The following is a 19,164-nucleotide window of genomic DNA, read 5'->3' on the forward strand; positions in this document are numbered from 1 at the left end:
TATACTGAATATTAGGAAATCCATAAGGGGGCGATAGTATGATAAGAAAAGGACGATTTGCGTTATTGAATAATGAAGAATATGAACTTTTTTCTTATCAGCGGCAATATTACTTACAAACAAGAAATCAATTGGCGTTATCAAATGGTTTTGTGAAAAGTCCTGAGGATACAACTGTTTTTATTAAAGAAGTAAATGTGAAAGAGCTTGAGGATGCATACGAAATTATTTCGTACGTCATGATTTTGAGTTATCGTTTTGCTGTCGAAGGATACAACGATGAAACGGGAACAGTAGCACTAGTTACGAATAATCCATTTGTTCAGAAGAAGATTGATGTTCGTCCATACGGAAAGGATGAATATATTATTGAAATCCCGTATAAAGACGTTCAAATTATAGAAGAACGAATTCCGTTACTTGGATTTGAAAAATATCTTTCGCAGTAATGAATACATATAAGTCTTTAAAAACAGGCAGCTACCTAATCTTAAATTAGTTAGCTGCCTGTTTTTGTTTATTTTGATAGACCTATTCGTAATTTTATTATTCAAATCGAATCACTTCTGGAAAATATCGCAATTGTTTTGTATGAAATCATGAAGTAATCGCCATGCTTTAGAGTAGTACCTACTTTTAAAAATAAACAGCGAAGATACATTAAAAAAGGAGGCATTTGTTATGGGTGGTATTGCAGCGATTGGTGTTCCAGGATTAATCATCATCCTAGTTATTGTGCTCATTCTGTTTGGGCCAAGAAAACTGCCCGAAGTGGGATCAGCGATAGGGAAGACGCTTTCTGAATTTAAGAAGTCCGCAAGAGATATTATTGATGACGAGGAAACGGTACCGAAAGAATCGACAAAAAAGGAACTTTTATAAGCGGGTGGTAGTTTGGATCCAAATGAAGAATACAATCGCAAAGCAGTAAGTCCACTTAATAAAGCGCAGGAAGATAATATACTACAACCGGAAAACAATGTTTTGGTAGAAAGACCAGCGGAAGAGAAGGAAGAAGATTCATTATTAACTAATCCATCACTTGTTGATCATTTGACAGATTTAAGAAAACAACTTATTAAAAGCATTGCCGTATTCCTGCTCTTCTTCGTGGTTGTATTTTCTACGATAAACTTCTGGTTTCCTTATGTAACACGTGGGCATGAACTCATTGTTCTTGGACCGTTAGAAGTTGTAAAGTTTTACATGTCCATTTCAACAGCGTTAGCTCTGGGATTGGCATTACCATTTCTTTGTCACTTTCTTTGGCAGTTTGTAAAACCTGGATTAAATGAACGTGAGAGTCAATTTCTTAGCCTTTATTCACCAGTAATGTTTATCTTGTTTTTAATGGGTATTTCATTCGGATATTTTGTTGTGAATCCGTTAAGTTACAATTTTTTAGTATCTTTAGGCGCCATGAATTTTAACGTTATGGTATCTGCTCATGAATATGCAAGTTTTTTATTAATGACAACGATACCTCTCGGCTTACTCTTTGAGCTGCCAATCGTTGCGATGTTTCTTGCATCAATTGGATTATTAACAGCGGATTCAATGAAAAAAGTTAGGAAGTGGTCTTATGTGTCGTTAGGTCTAATTTCGGCTTTAATCACGCCACCTGACTTTATTAGCCAACTGATTGTATTAATTCCGACGATTTTACTATATGAAGCAAGCATTCGTATCGTTCTATACACGGAGCGTCGAAATGCAATTAAAATGGAAACCGAGGTCCCATAAATGAGACCTCGGTTTTTTTGGATTTTTAGCGTTTAGGATGGGTTGAATGTGTTATTGGATTCTTTTTTTGAAGAAGATCCTGACAAAGATTCAAACTGTTTCATCAGTTTGCCCCGAGCATCCTTATTCCTCATTAAATATGCCGCGCCAATTCCAAGAGCTGCCATTGCAAATTTGTTCATACGTTTTTTCGTCCTCCTTCATTTTATTATTTGGTTCGTTATAATATGCCCCAGTTACGAAAGACTAACCAAAATGATTATTCCATTTTTAAAAAATTAATATTTCGGTAAATGAATATTGCGAAACGAAAATCGACATCAAACGTATTACAACGTATACTTAAACTAATTGTGTATAAAGGAAGTGTGCGTATTGCTAAAAAAGTTATGGTTTCAGGTCGGGGTAGGAATCTTACTTTCATTGTTAATTATAAAGTATTTTGTGTCCATTATATGGGTTTTTGATCCACTTGTAATTATTGCCAAAGTTATTTTTATACCATTGTTACTCGGCGGTGTTCTTTATTACATAACAGAACCTTTGCAACGTATTCTTGAAAAAAAGAATGTGCCAAGGTGGGGAAGTATTTTAGCAATACTTCTAAGCCTAGTTGGAGTTGTTTGGATTTTTGTAGCAATCATAGGTCCTCCTGTGACAAATCAGGTGAATAATCTAGTTGAAAATGCACCTACGATTGCAAAAGAAATAAATCATTTGAAAGACAACCTATTACAAGAAAAGAAGAACTTACCAGAGGAATTTCAAGAGTCGATTGATAGTGCTACCAATTCCTTACAGTCAATAGCGGTACAGTTTGGGAAGTGGGTTATTCAATTTTTACAATCATTCTTCCAAGCAATGTTTTTACTAGTTCTTGTGCCCTTTTTCTTTATATTCATGTTGAAAGATCATGAGAAATTTGGACCTTTTATTTACAACTTTTTTTCTGGTACTCGACGTGAGTGGATAAAGAAAACGTTAGCCGATATTGATGCAGTTCTTCGTGCATATATTCAAGGACAGTTTTTAATAAGTGCAATCTTGGCAACACTACTGCTCATTGGTTATTGGATAATTGGATTGGAATACGCTTTACTGCTTGCAATATTTGCCCTCTTTATGAACTTAATCCCTTTTATTGGGCCATGGATTGCGTTTATTCCTGCACTCATTATTGCCTTTGTTCAGGAACCGAAACTGGTAATTTGGGTAGCGTTAATTACGCTTGCGGCTCAACAAATCGATAGTAATGTAATTACGCCAAACATTATGGGGAAAACACTTGATATTCACCCACTTACAGTTATCACTGTTATTTTAGCTGCAGGAAATATCGCTGGGTTCCTTGGGATTATTATTGCGATACCAACGTACGCAGTTGGTAAAGCAATTGTGAAAAACATCTACGCAACCCGAAAGCAAATTTCAGAAGCAGTAACGAAAAGTATTTAAGATAATACAGAAAAAACACGTTAGATTCGTTCTAGCGTGTTTTTGTCTTTTTATGAACACCTTTCTAAAAAAGTGAATGAGTACTTTCAAAATGGATAACCTAAAATAAAAAGGATGTTTTCCACGATGAATGAGTTACCGACAATTCATACAAATATTTGGGATGCTATTTGGGCTATACCGGCTATTTTACTCGTATTAATTATACTAAAGACCATCTTCAAACTCTCTGAAAGTTGGTTTTCAACTGTCGCGACAGCAACTGGACTCTTTCTTTCCATATTCATTAGTCATCGTGGTAATTTACCTGCCGGAATATTTATGGGTCTATTCTACGGTTCAGCTGCAATGGGGGCGATTTATTCGGTAAAGACGTGGTATATGAGCTATCGAAATAAATAAAGAATTCCTTTATTTCAATGGACAGAATCCGCACTGCATAAGACCGGGAACATCTTTTGAAAAGCAACATGTTGTTCGAACTTGAGTGTTTAGAAGTGCAGAAGGTTCACGTCCATTTAAGTAAACACCAAATAGGGAACGTGCTGCAATTCCTTCCCAAAGTACATCACTTTTTAGGAGTTCAAGGTCTACACGTGCTGCATCAGCAGTGCTCGGATCTGATAATAGGACATGATATTGCCACAGAAGAAACCCGAATATATTTTCCCATAGAGTTAAGGGTGAAACGGAAGAGACGGTCCGAATTTGTCGAATAACGTCAGCACATTCGTCTAATAAAATATGCCGAATTACATCTTGACGATTTCCCTCGCTTACTTCCCGCCAGTCATCAGCGTGTGCAAAGGTACTTACCGCGAGATTTCCAAATTCTATTTTCGAACCAAAAATCAGTCGACTCTTTTTCCCTTGCCATACTTCATCGTACGTAGCCAAGTTATAAAACTGCATCGCAATAAACATGCCCAATCGACGCATAAAGTAAGATGCAGCAACAGTTTTATTGGGGCTGCCACTGACAATTTGAATGGCATCGAGTGCATCTAATGTATGTTCTCCAAGTAAAGTCTCTAATGTAAATAGTTTCTGTTCAGGCGGGTCCGTGTATATACTATACATATTTAATTGGATTAGTTGGTTGCTCGTAAGTTTTGACATACTTCTATTATAGCGTTTTATCACTTGGTTTGTTGAGCAAGCACTCAGTTTGATATATAATGAAGGATGTGTAAATTACGGGAGTGTGAATAAGTTGACTAAAGAACTATCTAACGATGAGTTCCTTCGATTAATTGTTAAAGAAGCGGATATTATTATTCCGATTGCTAATGGCGAGCCTCACCGTTTGCTTGATATTTTGGAAGAGAACTACTTGAAATTGCAGAATGTTAAAATCCATCAAATGCTCGCTCTTCGGGAGCGTGACTATATATTGGGCAAAATGAAAAATCATTTATCCCATACTTCGTACTTTTTAAGTGGTGCAACACGTAACGCTTATCATGCTGGAAAAGTTGAATTAGTACCGAATCTTTTTCATAATGTACCCGCCATGTTAAGAAAAACAACAAAACTTTCAATGATAATGACCGTCGTTTCTCCGATGGATAAACACGGTTATTTCTCTTTAGGAACACAGGCGGATTATATTTCAGAGTTCATTGGTAAAGTGCCATTCGTTTTGGAAGTCAATAAGTATATGCCGCGTACTTTTGGAGAAAATCAGATTCATATTAGTCAAATTGCTGGGTATGTAACGAATGATTTACCGTTATCCGAAGAGAAAACATCGGTAGTTGGCGAAAAGGATATTAAGATTGCAGAAATCGTAACAAATTATATAGAAGATGGAGATACGCTGCAAATTGGGATTGGAGCAATTCCGAACGCTGTCATGAGCTTATTAACATCGCATCGTCATATTGGAATCCACACGGAAATGCTCACGGATGGTATTGTGAACCTCGTTGCATCAGGTGCTGTCGATGGCACAAAAAAGTTTACTCATAAAGGAAAAGTTGTTGCTGCATTTGCGTTTGGAACTCAACGTCTTTATGATTTCATTCATGAAAATCCATCCATAGAGTTTTTACCAGTTAGTACTGTAAATGATCCCCGGGAAATTGCCATGGAAGAACGTATCGTATCGATAAATGCGACGACAGAAGTGGATCTATACGGACAATGTGCTTCCGAAACAATCGGTGGAAGATATTATTCTTCAACAGGTGGACAAGCTGACTTCGCCCGTGGTGCACACTTAGCGAAACATGGCAAAGGTTTCATCTGCATGCACTCGACAGTGAAAAACGATACCATATCTCGTATTAAAGTACTGTCGACACCAGGTTCAGTAGTTACAACATCAAAAAATGATGTAGATACTATTGTAACTGAATACGGTATTGCTTCTTTATACGGCAAGTCTTTGTCGGACCGTGCAAAATCACTTATCGCAATTGCACATCCAGCCTTTCGTGAAGAATTAGCATTTGAAGCGAAGAAAAACGGATTTCTTAAATAGTTCTAGACGAGTGTCCTTCATGAGGGCACTTTTTTTATTTCAAACAAAATTGTTGCAAGGGAATACCCCCTGTGGTATATTTGGTGAAAGAATATACCACAGGAGGTTAAAATTATGTATTTTAAATCATTTACTGATAAAAACTTGGCACAAAACTCATATTTGATTGGGTGTCAACGTACAGGTGAGGCGATTATCATTGATCCACCACGTTCATTTGCTCATATTATTGAAGATGCTGAAATTGAAGGGCTTCGTATTACTGCAGCCGCAGATACACATATTCACGCAGATTATGTATCCGGTGCACGTCAACTAGCTGTAGAACACGGTGTTAAGTTGTATTTGTCTGATGAGGGCGATGAAGACTGGAAATATGGTTATACAGACGGTATCGATGTACAATTAGTTAAAGAACAGTCGACGTTTTCAATCGGGAATATTGACTTTGAAGTATGGCACACACCGGGTCATACCCCGGAAAGCGTATCGTTTATTTTGACGGATCGCGGTGGTGGTGCATCTACACCAATGGGTATTTTCACAGGAGACTTTGTATTTGTAGGTGATGTAGGACGTCCAGATTTACTTGAAGCCGTCGCGGGAAAGGAAGGAACGGCTACAAGTGGCGCACGTGATATGTACCGTTCACTCAAACGTTTTAAGCAGTTGGATGATTATCTAGTCGTTTGGCCGGGGCATGGTGCGGGTTCTGCATGCGGAAAATCACTCGGTTCGGTACCAATCTCCACAGTCGGATATGAAAAACAATTTAATTGGGCACTTCAAATTAACGATGAAGAAGACTTTGTCAAAGAATTACTGCATGAGCAACCGGAAGCCCCGGTTTACTTTGCTGAAATGAAGAAATTAAATAAAGTTGGACCAACCGTTTTACATGAACAAGCCATAGATTTGATTAAAACGATTGATAACTTAAATCAAGTTGCCTCAGAAGAAAACGTTTTGGTAATTGATGCAAGACCGGCAAAACTTGCTGAGACAGGTTTATATTCTAAGTCTATAAATATTCCCTTCAACAAATCGTTTGCAAACTGGATAGGATGGATTGCAAAGTATAGCGAGAATCTTGTCGTTATTGCAGATGAAGAGATTCATGAGGAAATAAAGACGACACTACAATCCATTGGTTTAGATCGAATTCGTGCTTTTGTGGATCCTTCAGTTTTAACGAAAGCAGAGTTAGACACATATGAAACGATAACAGTGGATGAATTTAATGATGAAATGAAAAAGGATCATACATTCGTTATCGACGTTCGAAACGACACTGAGTGGAAGAATGGTCATTTACCCAATGCCAATCATCTCTTTTTAGGTAATTTGAAAAGTATGGAGATCCCTACAGATAAAGAATTACTTGTTCACTGTCAATCCGGTGTACGATCGGCAATTGCATCGAGTATATTGAAAGCCCGGGGATTTAAAACTGTTAAGCAGATGGCAGGCGGTTACGCGGAATATGAACAAATAGCATACGAAACTATTCGGTGAAATTGGAGGAATAAATGATGGAATGGATACTTGTAATAATCGTAGTAGGGTTAGTAGTTTGGAAAATGATGCCGGCAAAAGGTGTAACATCGATATCTACAGCAGATTTGAAAGGTATTTTGAAGGATAAGTCAAAACAATTTATTGATGTCCGAACACCTGGAGAATACAAAGGGCGACATATAAGCCAATTTAAAAACATTCCATTGAATACGCTGAAAACAAAATTAGATGGCTTGGATAAAACAAAAGAGACATTCGTAATTTGTCAAAGTGGGATGCGCAGTTCACAAGCAGCGGGCATATTGAAGAAACAAGGATTTATAAGCGTTACCAATGTTAAAGGTGGCATGAGCGCTTGGCAAGGCTGAAGTATACAAAATAGAAATCGTCCTACAGACCTAGATTAAAGGTTTGTAGGGCGCTTTTTTTATTGGAAGGAAACGGTTTAACTAAATGGTTGGGTGTGCAACGAATGCGGTGGAGTGTGCAACGAATCCAGAGTTGTGCAACGAAAACCCAGAAGTGTGCAACGAATCACAAAAGGTTTGCAACGAAAAGCCGGAAGTGTGCAACGAATCACAAGAGATGTGCAACGAACTTCAAAAGCACAATATAAAAATAGGAAACTGTCGAAACTGCTCAATTATATGTCGACCGCCCAACACACTTGCCTAAACTTTCACATACAATTTATATGAAGAGGTGGTGACCATTGAGTGAAGATAAAGGTGCTGTTCGACACGATCCATTCGAGGTAGAACAGCGTGAATGGAAAAAAAGGCAGGTAAATGAACGGTTAAAAAGAATGTTAACATTCGCTTCGCCTTTATTTCTTCTTTTATTGTGGGAATCTTTGTCGAGGACTGGATTGATTGATATTCGATTCTTCCCTCCACCTTCCTCTATACTCGGAACATTTTACGGATTACTAACAAGCGGCGAATTGGCCGGACATATTGGTGTTTCACTGTATAGAATATTGGTTGGATTCCTGCTTGGTGTAATACCTGGTATCGTTATCGGATTGCTTATGGGCCTATACTCACCAATTAGGCATTTTGTTTCTCCAATTGTAATGGCTCTTATGCCAATACCGACACTCGCTTTACTTCCGATTATTATCATTTTATTTGGAATCGGAGATTTATCGAAGGTAGTGACGATTGCGGGTAGTGTGTTTTTTCCAGTTGTAATAAATACAGTGGCGGGTGTTATTAATATCGATTCAATATATTTAGATGTAGCGAAGAACTATGGTGCGGGAAGAGTGAATTTCTTCATGAAGATTGCATTGCCTGGGGCTTTACCGGTTATGTTGGAAGGGATTCAAATGGGGCAGGCGATTGCACTATTAACGATTGTTGCCGCAGAAATGATGGGGGCCACGGCAGGGATTGGTTTTTTGATATGGACTTCATATAAAGCCTTTCTCCTTCAAGAAATGTATGTCGGGCTTATTCTTATTTCGTTTTTTGGCTATATGTTTTCACTCTTGCTCCGTGGGATTCAGAAAAAGATGTTGCCATGGAGGTGAATAAGTGAGCAAAAAAACAAAGATTGCAGTAAAGAATTTGACAAAAGCTTTCTACAAAAAGCAAGGAAGTGTCACAGCTTTGGATGACATCACACTCAATATCGCAGACGGTGAATTCGTCTGTCTTGTTGGTCCTAGTGGGTGCGGAAAAACGACGCTTCTCCGAATACTTGCTGGACTTGAAACGCCGAGTATTGGAGAATTTACGATTTCCACAGATGAGGGAGGGCGTCCACTTCAGTCTATGGTATTCCAGGAGCGAGGCATTATCCCATGGTTAACTGTTCAACAGAATGTGGAATTTGGCCTTAAAATGCGACATACACCTAAACATATCATCAAAGAACGAACAATGTATTATTTGAAAAAGACCGGTTTAGATAAGTTTGCAACACTTTATCCAAAAGAGTTATCAGGAGGAATGAAACAGCGAGTGAGTATTGCAAGGGCATTTGCAAACGATCCAGAAATTCTTCTAATGGATGAACCGTTTGCTGCTTTAGATGAGCAAAATAAATTTATATTACAGGAAGAGCTTTTATCGATATGGTCAGAAACGGGAAAAACAGTTCTTTTTATTACCCATAGTATTGATGAAGCATTACTGCTGAGCGACCGAATTCTTCTTATGAGTTCACAGCCCGGAAGAATTATTCAGGAAATTCACGTTGATGTGCCACGCCCACGAAAGATGGAAGATATACGAAAAAACCCGATTTTAGCGGGACAATTTATCGAAATATGGAAACATCTACAAGAAGAAGTACAGCGGTCTAGACAAGATGAGGAATAAAAAAAGGAGAGGTCCCATGGCAAAGTTGCTTAAAAAAGGATGGTTGATTCCACTATTTGTTTTGGCTCTAGTTATTGGTGCTTGTGCCCCGAAAGAAACTGTGAAAGTAAAGCCAGTTGAAAACAAGCCTGAGGTTGTGGAAGTTTCCAATCCTTCTGGTGATTTGGCACCTCTAGCGGAACGCGTAACCGTTACAATTGCTGAAGACGGTGCTGCTTCAGGTGCTGGTTTTTACATCGCCACTGAGAAAGGTTATTTTGCAGACTATAATATCGACGTGAAGTTTGCGCAGTTTAATAATAGTGACGAAATGTTACCGGCTCTTGCTGCTGGTGAAGTAGACATTGCAGGAGGGGTTTCAACGGCATCGTTCTTTAATGCGATTGCCCAAGGAATTGACGTAAAGATTATTGCCGATAAAGGGCATAACAACCCAGGTAAATCTTATTTCTCCTTTGTAATAGGAAATCATATGGTTGATGAAATCAAAGAGTATAAAGACTTTAAAGGGAAGAAGATTGGCGTTTCTTCACGCAATTCAATTGACGGCTATATCTATCAGGAAATGCTTAAACATGCTGGACTTACAGAAGAAGATGTCGAATTTGTGCTTATGTCAGACTTCGGTTCGATGCTCGGTGCAATTGATGGAGGGGCAATTGATGCGGCACTCAATATTGAACCATTGATTACAACGGGTGTTGAATCCGGTTTTCACGTTCGATTTGGCGATACAACGGAATATGCACCGGAATCCCAAATAGCCTTGGTTCTTGGGTCACCGAACTTCATGAATGTAGAACAAGAAGTTTCGCTTCGATTTATGGTTGCGTATTTGAAAGGTGTTCGGGATTACAACGATGCATTCATTAAAGGCGAAGGATTAGATGAAGTCATTGAAATTATGATGAAGCATACGGCAATGAAAGATGCAGAAATGTGGAAAAAGGTTTACGTTACGGGGTTAGATCCTGATGGAAAGATGTTTATCGATGACATCCATAAACAATATGATTCGTACAAAGCGAATGGAGCAATACGAGGCGACGTCGATTTTGACAAAGCAATCGACACGTCAATAACGGAAAGAGCGTTGGAAATCATTGGTTTGTACGACCAGGATTGATGTAAGTGTGCAATTTAATGGGGGTGCAAAGTCCTGGTTTGATGATATAATGCGTGAAGTGTCGGATATCCAGTAGATATGTGCGGATAAAAGTGTTCAACTGTCGGATATAACCGATCAACTGTCTGATAAAACACACAAACTGTCGGATATCCAACGAAACTTTAAAAACCGAAACTACTTGTAAACACATTCAAGTAGTTTCGGTTTATTTTCACATATAATTAAGAATTTATTACAGATTTCATTTGTCTTTTTTTCGCAATTGCTGTTTGGAAACTATGAAGACCGATTCCGATGATAATGATGCCAATTCCAAGAAGTGCAATTGGACCTGGCAGCGGTATACCGATGATTAACATTTCACCGAGCATAACAAAAATGAGCTGTGTCGCTTGCGTCGCCTCAACAGCAGCAAGTTTACCTTGGTCGTTACGAACACGATCTGTCGCCATGAAAAACAATGTCGTTGCAATGACTCCTGAACTAACCGCCACAATAAATGTTTGACCTACTTGGCTCATGGACGGGGGCCCTACTGTCAAAAAAGCGTAGATTGCAACTAAAGTCCAGACAGGCAATGTCATTAGTGTCATAGCGAGTACACGCTGGAATGTATCGAGTCTTCCGCCAAGTAATTCCATCGTTTTTCGGTTGCCCAGCGGATAAGCAAACGCCGCAAGCAAGACAGGAGATATTCCGAGCAACAAAGTACGTAGCTCTACGCTTTGTGCATGTGGAATTTGAATAAGTACAACACCCGCCAGAATAATAAGCGAAATGCTAAGAGAAATGGCGGGGATCTTTTGTCGAATTAATTTTTCACCTGTCACGGTTTTAATCGTAATCATAAAGAGTGGAGCAAGTAACACGCCCGCAACAATGGTTAATTGCCATGTGCCAGCAAGTAACCAGCCCGGACTATACGCAGCTGCAAAAGTAATCGGACCATAAAATAGGACGAATGCAACAATGCTCCAAATGAAAAGAGGTGCTGATTTCGAAATCATTTCTTTTTTCATAGGTGCAAAACCTTTTCGGTAAGCAACAATTGCGATTAAGAAAGGAACCATAAAAATATATCGAAGCGATGCACTCCAGAGCCAACTTCCTCCGGATAATTCCATAGTTCTATTTAGAATGAAAGTAACAGCAAAAAACATGGAAGATAGTACACCAATCCAAATGACTTTCACAGAGATCCCTCCTTACGCGCGTTCTTCGAAGAGTTTAACAGCTTCTATAATAACATGAGTTGCTTTTTCCATATTATCTACAGAAATATATTCATATTTACCGTGGTAGTTTTCACCACCCGTGAAGATGTTTGGTGTTGGCATTCCTTTATAAGATAGTTGTGAACCATCTGTTCCACCACGAACGGGAACAATATTTGGTTCAATATCGAGTACTTTGAAAGCATCGGAAATAATGTCAACAATCTCCATAACGGGTTCAATTTTTTCTTTCATATTGAAATACTGGTCTTCAATTTCAATTGTAATTGCCTTTTCACCGAATTCCTGTTTTAGCTTATCTGCCGTTTCAATCATTAACTGCTTTCTTGCTGAAAATGTTTCTGTATCAAAATAGCGGATAATATAACTGATTGTAGTCTCTTCAATTGAACCGTCAAAACCCATCAAATGGACGAAGCCATCATAGCCATCAGACTTTTCCGGAATTTCGTCAGCGGGCATGGCTTGCTGAAACTTTTGTGCAATTAAAATAGAATTCACCATTTTGTCTTTTGCTGAACCTGGGTGAACACTTGTCCCGTGAAACGAAACCTTTACACCAGCAGCATTAAAGCTTTCGTATTGTAATTCGCCTAAGGGTCCACCGTCCATTGTATATGCGAATTTTGCACCAAACTTTTCAACATCAAATTTGTGGGGTCCTCGACCAATTTCTTCATCCGGAGTAAAGGCAACGCGCAGTTTCCCATGTTTAATATCAGGATTCCGAATTAAGAATTCCATTGCGGTCATAATTTCAGCAATTCCGGCTTTATTATCAGCACCGAGAAGTGTCGTTCCATCTGTTGTAATAAGAGTGTGGCCTACATAGTTTGTAAGCTCGGGAAAAGTGTTCACACTCATTAAAGTCGATTCATTTAAATGAATGTCTTTCCCATCGTAGTTATCAATCCGTTTTGGAGAAACATTTTTTCCCGTGTAATCCGTTGCAGTGTCAACATGTGCTAAAAATCCGATAACAGGTACATCACGGTCTGTATTCGCGGGTAAAGTTGCAAACAAATATCCGTTTTCATCTAGTGTAATATCGTCCATTCCAATTTCGGAAAGTTCCTCCTGCAACAAATGTAGAAGATCCCATTGACCAGGTGTTGTCGGGCAATCTGAGCTGCTCGCATCGGATTGAGTGTCTATCTGTGCATATCTAATTAAACGCTCAATTAATAGTTCTTTCATTGTTAAAATACCCCCAAGATAAATGTAGTAACAATTCTATCTTATCAGGTTCTTTCGGTTAACGGAATACTTTACAACTCGACTGCCGATACTAGCAGCTATAAAAACCTGCGCCGCATAATAAGTAATCATTACAAATGCATCACGGTAAGGAACATCGAATACAAATCGGTCAATTGCAAGAACGGAATCTGAAAACATAAATAAAAGTGCACCAATGATTGCTAATTTGAGTCGTGTCCGAATTGCCATCCAGGCCATCAATAAAATAATGAAAATATATGCGATGATGGCGCTAGCTAGTATATATTCTCCAATAGAAAACTGTGAACCTGCAATCCAAATGGCCATACCTACGCCATACACTAGTAGAAGAAAAGCTACAAAGCGGGGTACAGGTTTTCTACTCGCATGGTTGAAAGCAAAAATATAAAAGATATGTCCAATGAAAAAAGTTACAAGTCCTGCAAGAAACCAGTAAATAACACCATCTGCAATCATACATACAAATAAGCCGAAAATAATAAGTTGTTTATATGTATTGGTAACCATAGACTTCGTTGTACTTGCAAAAAGGATAATGAGTGCCATCGGAATTAATTTCATAGTTATTTTAAAGCTGACTGGATCATTTGGAATGAAAAAAATATAAATAATACCCAAAGCAATAATTGCGGTGATGAGAATCCGTCGAACCATTTGAAAAACTCCTTTCCCGTTTATACTATTCGGCCCAGTAAACTATAAATCCTGCTATGAAAATTTAATCGAATAAAAAACCCCGCGCTCCAGAAATTATCTGGGTGCAGGGCGGCCTTTATTCGACTGAATAGTTTTTATGTGAAACAACGGTCATATTGGAAGGAGCTCCAATAATCTCGGCATCCTTTGATGAAATTGCAACAATTACGGAGTTCTCTAAGATTTTGTAAATTGTACCGTTAACTTCATGATCATTACGGACAAACGAAATCTCTTCATCGATTCTGCGTGCTGCAACAAAATCGGATACCTGTTTTTCCTTACGTGGAAAAGCCATTTGAATTCCCCCTATTGTATATTCTTCTCTTCAAAATCTACATAAAAATAGCTTCGGAAAGAATCCAAGCCACAATAGACGAAGAATTGGTAACAACCAAACGTAAACTACTTCGTGCGAATTGTCTAGTATTAGTATACCACAAATTGAAGGAATATGCCGCTCTTATGTTTGGACAAGGTTCCATTCTCTTTGACTACATACCTATTGGGGTATATAATAAGTGTATATTATCAAAGGAATGGAGTTGGAAGTTGTGAAGTATAATGACAAAGTTAAAAATAGATTAAAACGAATTGATGGACAAGTAAAGGGAATTTTAAGAATGATGGAAGAGAATAAAGATTGTAAAGAAGTAGTAACTCAGTTATCGGCAGTCCGCTCCGCGATTGACCGGACAATGGGTGTTATTGTAAGTACAAATCTTGTTGAGTGCATTCAACAAATGGATGACACAGATTCAAGAACACAAGAGGATATTGTGAAAGAAGCAGTAGACTTATTAGTGAAAAGTCGATGAATCTATTTTAGCAACAATCCTTATAACTTAAAAAAACATCTGGTGTCCTGATTATTTGAGGGTACCAGATGTTTTTTTGAATAGAGTATTTTCAATTATTGTTTTACTGTTCCATTTCAATCTCTATATTGCTATGGTTTAATTAGAGTAGCAATTACACGGAACAGTATTTATCATTTAAAAAATCTATAAGGGGGGAATTTTTATGAATACAAAAATAGAAAACACGAGATATCTACGTGATCGAGAAGCTGTAATCAATTTGACGACAAAACTTGTTCGTATTCCAAGCGTCTACCGTGAAAATGACCCCGATGCCAACGAGACAAAGGTTGCGATATACGTTGCACAATATTTAAGAGATATCGGGATTGAAACTCATATTGAAGAAGTCGTTCCAGGCAGGCCAAATGTAATTGGTATAGTCGATTCGGGAAAACCAGGTAAAACACTTCTATTTGAAGGACATACGGATGTTGTAACGGAGGGGGATCTAGATCTGTGGACACACGATCCATTTAGTGCACAAATTGTAGATGGGCGTATGTATGGCAGGGGTACGAATGATACTAAAGGGAATTTAGCATGTATGATTACCGCCGTTCATTCACTTCTACAAGATAGAGAAGAGTTTTCTGGGAAAATCATACTTTGTATACCAGTAGATGAGGAAGGCTTAATGTTGGGGATTAAGCATTTCATTAAGCAAGGTTGGGCAGACGGTGTGGATGGAGCCATTATTTGTGAACCTGAAGAAAATAATGTATGCATCGCCCAACGAGGTGCTCTGCGCATACGAGTAGATATCTTTGGAAAGATGGCCCATGGTGCAATATCGTGGAGTGGCATTAACCCTAATTGGCGTTTGGCGAGGCTTATAGTCGAACTGGAAAAGTTGGAGAAGACAGAACAAGACCGTTTCGGTGAAGATCCATATTTAAAGTGGCCATCCATAACGCCCACAATTATACAATCGCCCGCGAAAGGTGATGCACAAATTAATGTGATACCAGGACAATGTATGATGACGCTTGATATTCGGACTGTGCCTGCACAAGATCATGGTGAATTAGTAAATAAAATCAACACAATTATGGATGAATTAAAGAAAAACGATGCAGATTTCAATGCCGAACTGACTATATTGGACAATCGACCCTCGACGATAACGCCGAAAGAAGATCCCGTTGTGCAAGCAATTTACGAAGCGGTCAAATCGGTTACAGGAGAAGACCCGATTTATAACGGTGTTCCGGGAGCAACAGATGGAACATTCCTTCATATGCACGGCATCCCGATTGTAACGATTGGTGCTGGTGATCGAGATATTCCACACCAAATTAACGAATATATTGATATTGAAGAGTTGGCTGTGACAACCGCGATTTACAGAGAAGCGGCGTTACGCTTTCTTAATGTGAAATTCTAACGTAAAATCAGGTCATGTCTAGTGTTTAGCGAATAATTAAGTGAAGAGGTGAACGTATGCAAAATCCACAAATGGAAAAAGAGTCTTCAATAAACCCTTTGGATACTATATTATTGGATATAAAAGGATTGAAAACGTACTTTGATATTGGTAAAGGTAGATATGCCAAAGCGGTTGACGATGTGAGCTTTTCGATTTATAAAGGTGAAACCGTTGCGTTGGTTGGAGAGTCCGGAAGTGGAAAAAGCATAACGTCCCTATCAATTATGAGGTTAATTCCGAGTCCGCCTGGAAAAATTTTAGAAGGCTCTATTCTTCTGGAAGGTAAAGAGCTACTGACGCTGTCTGAAGATGAAATGAGCGAAGTTCGTGGAAATGAAATTAGTATGATATTTCAAGAACCAATGACGTCTTTAGATCCAGTCTTTACGATAGGAAGTCAAATTGTTGAAGCAATAATGAGGCATCGAAAGATTAAGAAGAAAATTGCATATGAATTAGCAATTGATTTATTAAAAGTTGTAGGTTTTGCCAGAGCTGAAAAAGTGATTAAAGAATACCCACATCAGCTGTCTGGCGGAATGCGGCAAAGGGTCATGATAGCCATTGCCATGTCATGTAATCCAAAACTATTAATTGCAGATGAGCCAACTACTGCACTTGATGTAACTGTGCAAGCTCAAATTTTAACGCTTATGATAGAAATGAAAAATAAATTTGATTCCTCCATTTTATTAATAACTCATGATTTGGGTGTTGTGGCGGAAGTGGCATCTCGTGTTCTTGTCATGTACGGAGGTCAAATTGTTGAGGAAGCATTTGTGGAAGATTTATTTTTGAGACCAAAACATCCTTATACGTCAGCTTTGTTAAAAACAATTCCAAATATAGATCTTGATTTGGACAGATTGGAATCCATTCCGGGAACAGTCCCGCCGGCCCATCTGTTTCCAAAAGGTTGTAGATTCGCCTTGCGTTGCGAAAGCGTCATGCAAATATGTCATGAAGTGAATCCTGCTCTTATAAATATTGACTCTAATCGTAAAGTCAGATGTCATCTTTATAAGGAACAAGGAGGAAATGAGTGTGAATGAAAGAGAGATACTTCTAGAAGTAAAAAACTTGAAAAAATACTTTCCTTTAAAGAAAGTTTCATTAAAGGAAAGAGCCGGAAATATCAAAGCGGTTGATGGTATCAGTTTTCATGTCTATAAAGGAGAAACGCTTGGAATCGTAGGTGAATCTGGATCGGGTAAATCGACTCTCGGTAGAACGATTCTTCGTTTGATGGAACCTACGGAAGGTGAAATTATTTTTGAAGGACATAATCTTGTCGGTATGGGTTCTCGAGAACTTTCGGAACATAGAAAAGGTATGCAAATGGTTTTTCAGGACCCGTTTGCATCTTTAAATCCAAGAATGCGGGTTCACCAGTTAATTGGTGAACCATTAGCTGTTCAGAAGCTTCTAAATAAAGAAGAACGAACTAAAAAAGTATTGGATTTACTCGAAAAAGTAGGGTTACCAAAAGAAGCTTTAATGAAGTTTCCACATGAGTTTTCCGGAGGACAAAGGCAACGAATCGGAATTGCCCGTGCGCTTTCTATGAATCCTAAATTTATTATTGCGGATGAACCGGTATCGGCACTTGATGTATCGGTGCAATCCCAAGTGCTGAATCTTATGATGGATCTTCAGGATGAATTCAATCTCACCTATTTATTTATATCTCATGATTTAAGTGTTGTAAAACATATAAGCGATCGAGTAGCCGTTATGTATTTAGGACGAATTGTGGAAATAGGGCATAAAAAGAATATATACGACAATCCTATGCATCCATACACGAAGTCTCTTTTATCAGCGATACCTACCGTTAATTTTGGAGTGAAGAAAGAGAAAATACAGTTAGTAGGGGAACCGCCAAGTCCCTCAAACCCACCTTCAGGATGTACATTTCATACGAGATGCCCACATGCATTTGACCGTTGTAAGGTCGATTCGCCAGAGTTAGTTGAACGTGTAGATGGACAGTTTGTAGCTTGCCATCTTTATTCGAAGGATTCGATATAATCTTTTTCATGATGAAGGAGTGTAGTTATGAGCTTTGGGAATATTACTGACGTTCCTGGTTTAAAAGTCGGACATGTGGAAGACCTCGTTGCACTAACGGGTTGTACAGTTATTGTTGTTGAGGAAGGTGCCGTTTGTGGTGTGGATGTTCGTGGATCTGCACCGGGCACACGTGAAACAGATTTGCTGGACCCTATTAACAAGATTGATGAAGTGCACGCAATATGTTTATCCGGAGGAAGTGCATTCGGTTTAGACTCAGCATCAGGAGTAATGCAATACTTAGAAGAACAAGAAATTGGAATCGACGTAGGTGTTGCTAGGGTACCGATTGTACCGGCTGCTGTCCTCTTCGATCTTGCTATAGGTAATCCGAAAATTCGTCCAGACAAAAAGATGGGCTATGAAGCGGCTCGAAAAGCGAAAAGAGGTACCTTTTCATTTGGGAATATTGGTGCAGGTTGTGGAGCAACAGTAGGTAAAATAACAGGTCTCGAAAATTGTATGAAAGGCGGATTAGGCAGTGCCTCGATTACATTGAAAAACGGGCTTGTCATTGGGGCCATTGTTGCTGTGAATGCTGTTGGGGATATTCGTGATCCAGCGAATAGAGAAATCATTGCTGGACCGATTGATCCGAAAACTGGCAAGCTTATTGACAGTCTTTTATATTTAGAGAACGGTAGCGAAATGAATGTGCTTCCAGGAACGAATACAACAATTGGTGTGGTTGCAGTGAATGCCAAATTAACAAAAGCCGAAGCGAAAAAAGTAGCCGAAATCACCCAAAATGCACTTGCCCGAACAATTTATCCTGCCCATACAATGTTAGATGGGGATACAATTTTTGCATTAGCGACGGGTGGCGAATTACATTCAGTCGATTTGATAGGGAATATGGCTGCTAAAGTTATGGAAGAAGCAATTATCGCTGCAGTAAAAGCTGCTGGTCAAGTTGAAGGGATACCAAGCTATAAGAGTTATAATGGAATCAGGTTGAACGATAATTAGACT

At 38.7% G+C, this 19,164-nt stretch carries 22 protein-coding genes; 16 read left to right on the forward strand and 6 right to left on the reverse strand.

The window, feature by feature from the left end; all coding sequences use genetic code 11:
- The first annotated feature begins 38 nt into the window (after nucleotides 1-38).
- From ACP8HH_RS00460 to tatC, 3 genes are all read left to right on the forward strand, one after another.
- Complete coding sequence (locus tag ACP8HH_RS00460; protein WP_438314320.1) at nucleotides 39-449, forward strand: hypothetical protein; 411 nt, start codon at nucleotides 39-41, stop codon at nucleotides 447-449.
- Nucleotides 450-681: 232 nt separating this feature from the next.
- The gene (tatA, locus tag ACP8HH_RS00465) at nucleotides 682-882 is read left to right on the forward strand and encodes a twin-arginine translocase TatA/TatE family subunit (RefSeq protein WP_438314322.1); all 201 of its coding nucleotides are present in this window, start codon (nucleotides 682-684) and stop codon (nucleotides 880-882) included.
- 12 nt (nucleotides 883-894) lie between these two features.
- Entirely contained in the window at nucleotides 895-1,743 is an 849-nt protein-coding gene (gene tatC, locus ACP8HH_RS00470; protein WP_438314325.1) for a twin-arginine translocase subunit TatC, read from the forward strand.
- Nucleotides 1,744-1,775: 32 nt separating this feature from the next.
- Here the strand turns inward: tatC and ACP8HH_RS00475 are convergent, their stop codons facing one another.
- Entirely contained in the window at nucleotides 1,776-1,925 is a 150-nt protein-coding gene (locus ACP8HH_RS00475; protein ID WP_438314328.1) for a hypothetical protein, read from the reverse strand.
- Nucleotides 1,926-2,118: 193 nt separating this feature from the next.
- Between ACP8HH_RS00475 and ACP8HH_RS00480 the strand changes: the two genes are divergently transcribed.
- Complete coding sequence (locus ACP8HH_RS00480; RefSeq protein WP_438314330.1) at nucleotides 2,119-3,198, forward strand: AI-2E family transporter; 1,080 nt, start codon at nucleotides 2,119-2,121, stop codon at nucleotides 3,196-3,198.
- A 126-nt stretch (nucleotides 3,199-3,324) separates the two neighbouring features.
- Nucleotides 3,325-3,600 carry a hypothetical protein gene (locus tag ACP8HH_RS00485; protein ID WP_438314333.1) on the forward strand — a complete coding sequence of 92 codons (276 nt, stop codon included), beginning with the start codon at nucleotides 3,325-3,327 and terminating at the stop codon, nucleotides 3,598-3,600.
- 9 nt (nucleotides 3,601-3,609) lie between these two features.
- Here the strand turns inward: ACP8HH_RS00485 and ACP8HH_RS00490 are convergent, their stop codons facing one another.
- A complete protein-coding gene (locus ACP8HH_RS00490; protein WP_438314335.1) occupies nucleotides 3,610-4,317 on the reverse strand; it encodes a hypothetical protein in 708 nt (235 codons plus the stop codon).
- A gap of 94 nt (nucleotides 4,318-4,411) precedes the next feature.
- Here ACP8HH_RS00490 and ACP8HH_RS00495 point away from each other — a divergent pair, with 94 nt between their 5' ends.
- The 6 genes from ACP8HH_RS00495 (at nucleotide 4,412) to ACP8HH_RS00520 (ending at nucleotide 10,654) form a co-directional block, all read left to right on the forward strand.
- Nucleotides 4,412-5,683 carry an acetyl-CoA hydrolase/transferase family protein gene (locus ACP8HH_RS00495; protein ID WP_438314338.1) on the forward strand — a complete coding sequence of 424 codons (1,272 nt, stop codon included), beginning with the start codon at nucleotides 4,412-4,414 and terminating at the stop codon, nucleotides 5,681-5,683.
- Nucleotides 5,684-5,797: 114 nt separating this feature from the next.
- Entirely contained in the window at nucleotides 5,798-7,198 is a 1,401-nt protein-coding gene (locus tag ACP8HH_RS00500) for an MBL fold metallo-hydrolase (protein ID WP_438314340.1), read from the forward strand.
- 17 nt (nucleotides 7,199-7,215) lie between these two features.
- Nucleotides 7,216-7,569 (forward strand): rhodanese-like domain-containing protein, encoded by a 354-nt coding sequence (locus tag ACP8HH_RS00505; protein ID WP_438314343.1) that lies wholly within the window; start codon nucleotides 7,216-7,218, stop codon nucleotides 7,567-7,569.
- Nucleotides 7,570-7,913: 344 nt separating this feature from the next.
- A complete protein-coding gene (locus ACP8HH_RS00510; protein WP_438314346.1) occupies nucleotides 7,914-8,735 on the forward strand; it encodes an ABC transporter permease in 822 nt (273 codons plus the stop codon).
- 4 nt (nucleotides 8,736-8,739) lie between these two features.
- Nucleotides 8,740-9,528, forward strand: coding sequence for an ABC transporter ATP-binding protein (locus tag ACP8HH_RS00515; RefSeq protein WP_438314348.1), 789 nt, complete (start codon nucleotides 8,740-8,742; stop codon nucleotides 9,526-9,528).
- Nucleotides 9,529-9,544: 16 nt separating this feature from the next.
- A complete protein-coding gene (locus ACP8HH_RS00520) occupies nucleotides 9,545-10,654 on the forward strand; it encodes an ABC transporter substrate-binding protein (RefSeq protein ID WP_438314351.1) in 1,110 nt (369 codons plus the stop codon).
- 224 nt (nucleotides 10,655-10,878) lie between these two features.
- On the opposite strand, the gene ACP8HH_RS00525 is transcribed toward ACP8HH_RS00520, so the two are convergent.
- The 4 genes from ACP8HH_RS00525 to ACP8HH_RS00540 all read right to left on the reverse strand — a co-directional run bounded on the left by ACP8HH_RS00525 (nucleotide 10,879) and on the right by ACP8HH_RS00540 (nucleotide 14,128).
- The gene (locus tag ACP8HH_RS00525; RefSeq protein WP_438314354.1) at nucleotides 10,879-11,850 is read right to left on the reverse strand and encodes a DMT family transporter; all 972 of its coding nucleotides are present in this window, start codon (nucleotides 11,848-11,850) and stop codon (nucleotides 10,879-10,881) included.
- Between the two features lie 12 nt (nucleotides 11,851-11,862).
- On the reverse strand, nucleotides 11,863-13,089 hold the full coding sequence (gene pepT, locus ACP8HH_RS00530; protein ID WP_438314357.1) for a peptidase T: 1,227 nt from the start codon (nucleotides 13,087-13,089) through the stop codon (nucleotides 11,863-11,865).
- 36 nt (nucleotides 13,090-13,125) lie between these two features.
- A complete protein-coding gene (locus tag ACP8HH_RS00535) occupies nucleotides 13,126-13,788 on the reverse strand; it encodes a lysoplasmalogenase (protein ID WP_438314360.1) in 663 nt (220 codons plus the stop codon).
- Between the two features lie 118 nt (nucleotides 13,789-13,906).
- Nucleotides 13,907-14,128 (reverse strand): DUF2187 family protein, encoded by a 222-nt coding sequence (locus ACP8HH_RS00540; RefSeq protein ID WP_438314363.1) that lies wholly within the window; start codon nucleotides 14,126-14,128, stop codon nucleotides 13,907-13,909.
- A gap of 256 nt (nucleotides 14,129-14,384) precedes the next feature.
- Here ACP8HH_RS00540 and ACP8HH_RS00545 point away from each other — a divergent pair, with 256 nt between their 5' ends.
- From ACP8HH_RS00545 to ACP8HH_RS00565, 5 genes are all read left to right on the forward strand, one after another.
- A complete protein-coding gene (locus ACP8HH_RS00545; protein WP_438318935.1) occupies nucleotides 14,385-14,648 on the forward strand; it encodes a metal-sensitive transcriptional regulator in 264 nt (87 codons plus the stop codon).
- Between the two features lie 205 nt (nucleotides 14,649-14,853).
- Nucleotides 14,854-16,077, forward strand: a complete 1,224-nt coding sequence (locus ACP8HH_RS00550; RefSeq protein WP_438314366.1) for a M20 family metallopeptidase — start codon at nucleotides 14,854-14,856, stop codon at nucleotides 16,075-16,077.
- A gap of 56 nt (nucleotides 16,078-16,133) precedes the next feature.
- Complete coding sequence (locus ACP8HH_RS00555) at nucleotides 16,134-17,171, forward strand: ABC transporter ATP-binding protein (RefSeq protein ID WP_438314369.1); 1,038 nt, start codon at nucleotides 16,134-16,136, stop codon at nucleotides 17,169-17,171.
- On the forward strand, nucleotides 17,164-18,150 hold the full coding sequence (locus tag ACP8HH_RS00560; protein ID WP_438314372.1) for an ABC transporter ATP-binding protein: 987 nt from the start codon (nucleotides 17,164-17,166) through the stop codon (nucleotides 18,148-18,150). Before ACP8HH_RS00555 ends, ACP8HH_RS00560 begins: the two co-directional genes overlap by 8 nt.
- Before the next feature lie 27 nt (nucleotides 18,151-18,177).
- A complete protein-coding gene (locus ACP8HH_RS00565; protein ID WP_438314375.1) occupies nucleotides 18,178-19,161 on the forward strand; it encodes a P1 family peptidase in 984 nt (327 codons plus the stop codon).
- The last annotated feature ends 3 nt before the right edge of the window (nucleotides 19,162-19,164 follow it).

Origin of the sequence: Sporosarcina sp. FA9 (assembly GCF_051550205.1) — a bacterium.
In the GTDB taxonomy this organism is placed as follows: domain Bacteria; phylum Bacillota; class Bacilli; order Bacillales_A; family Planococcaceae; genus Sporosarcina.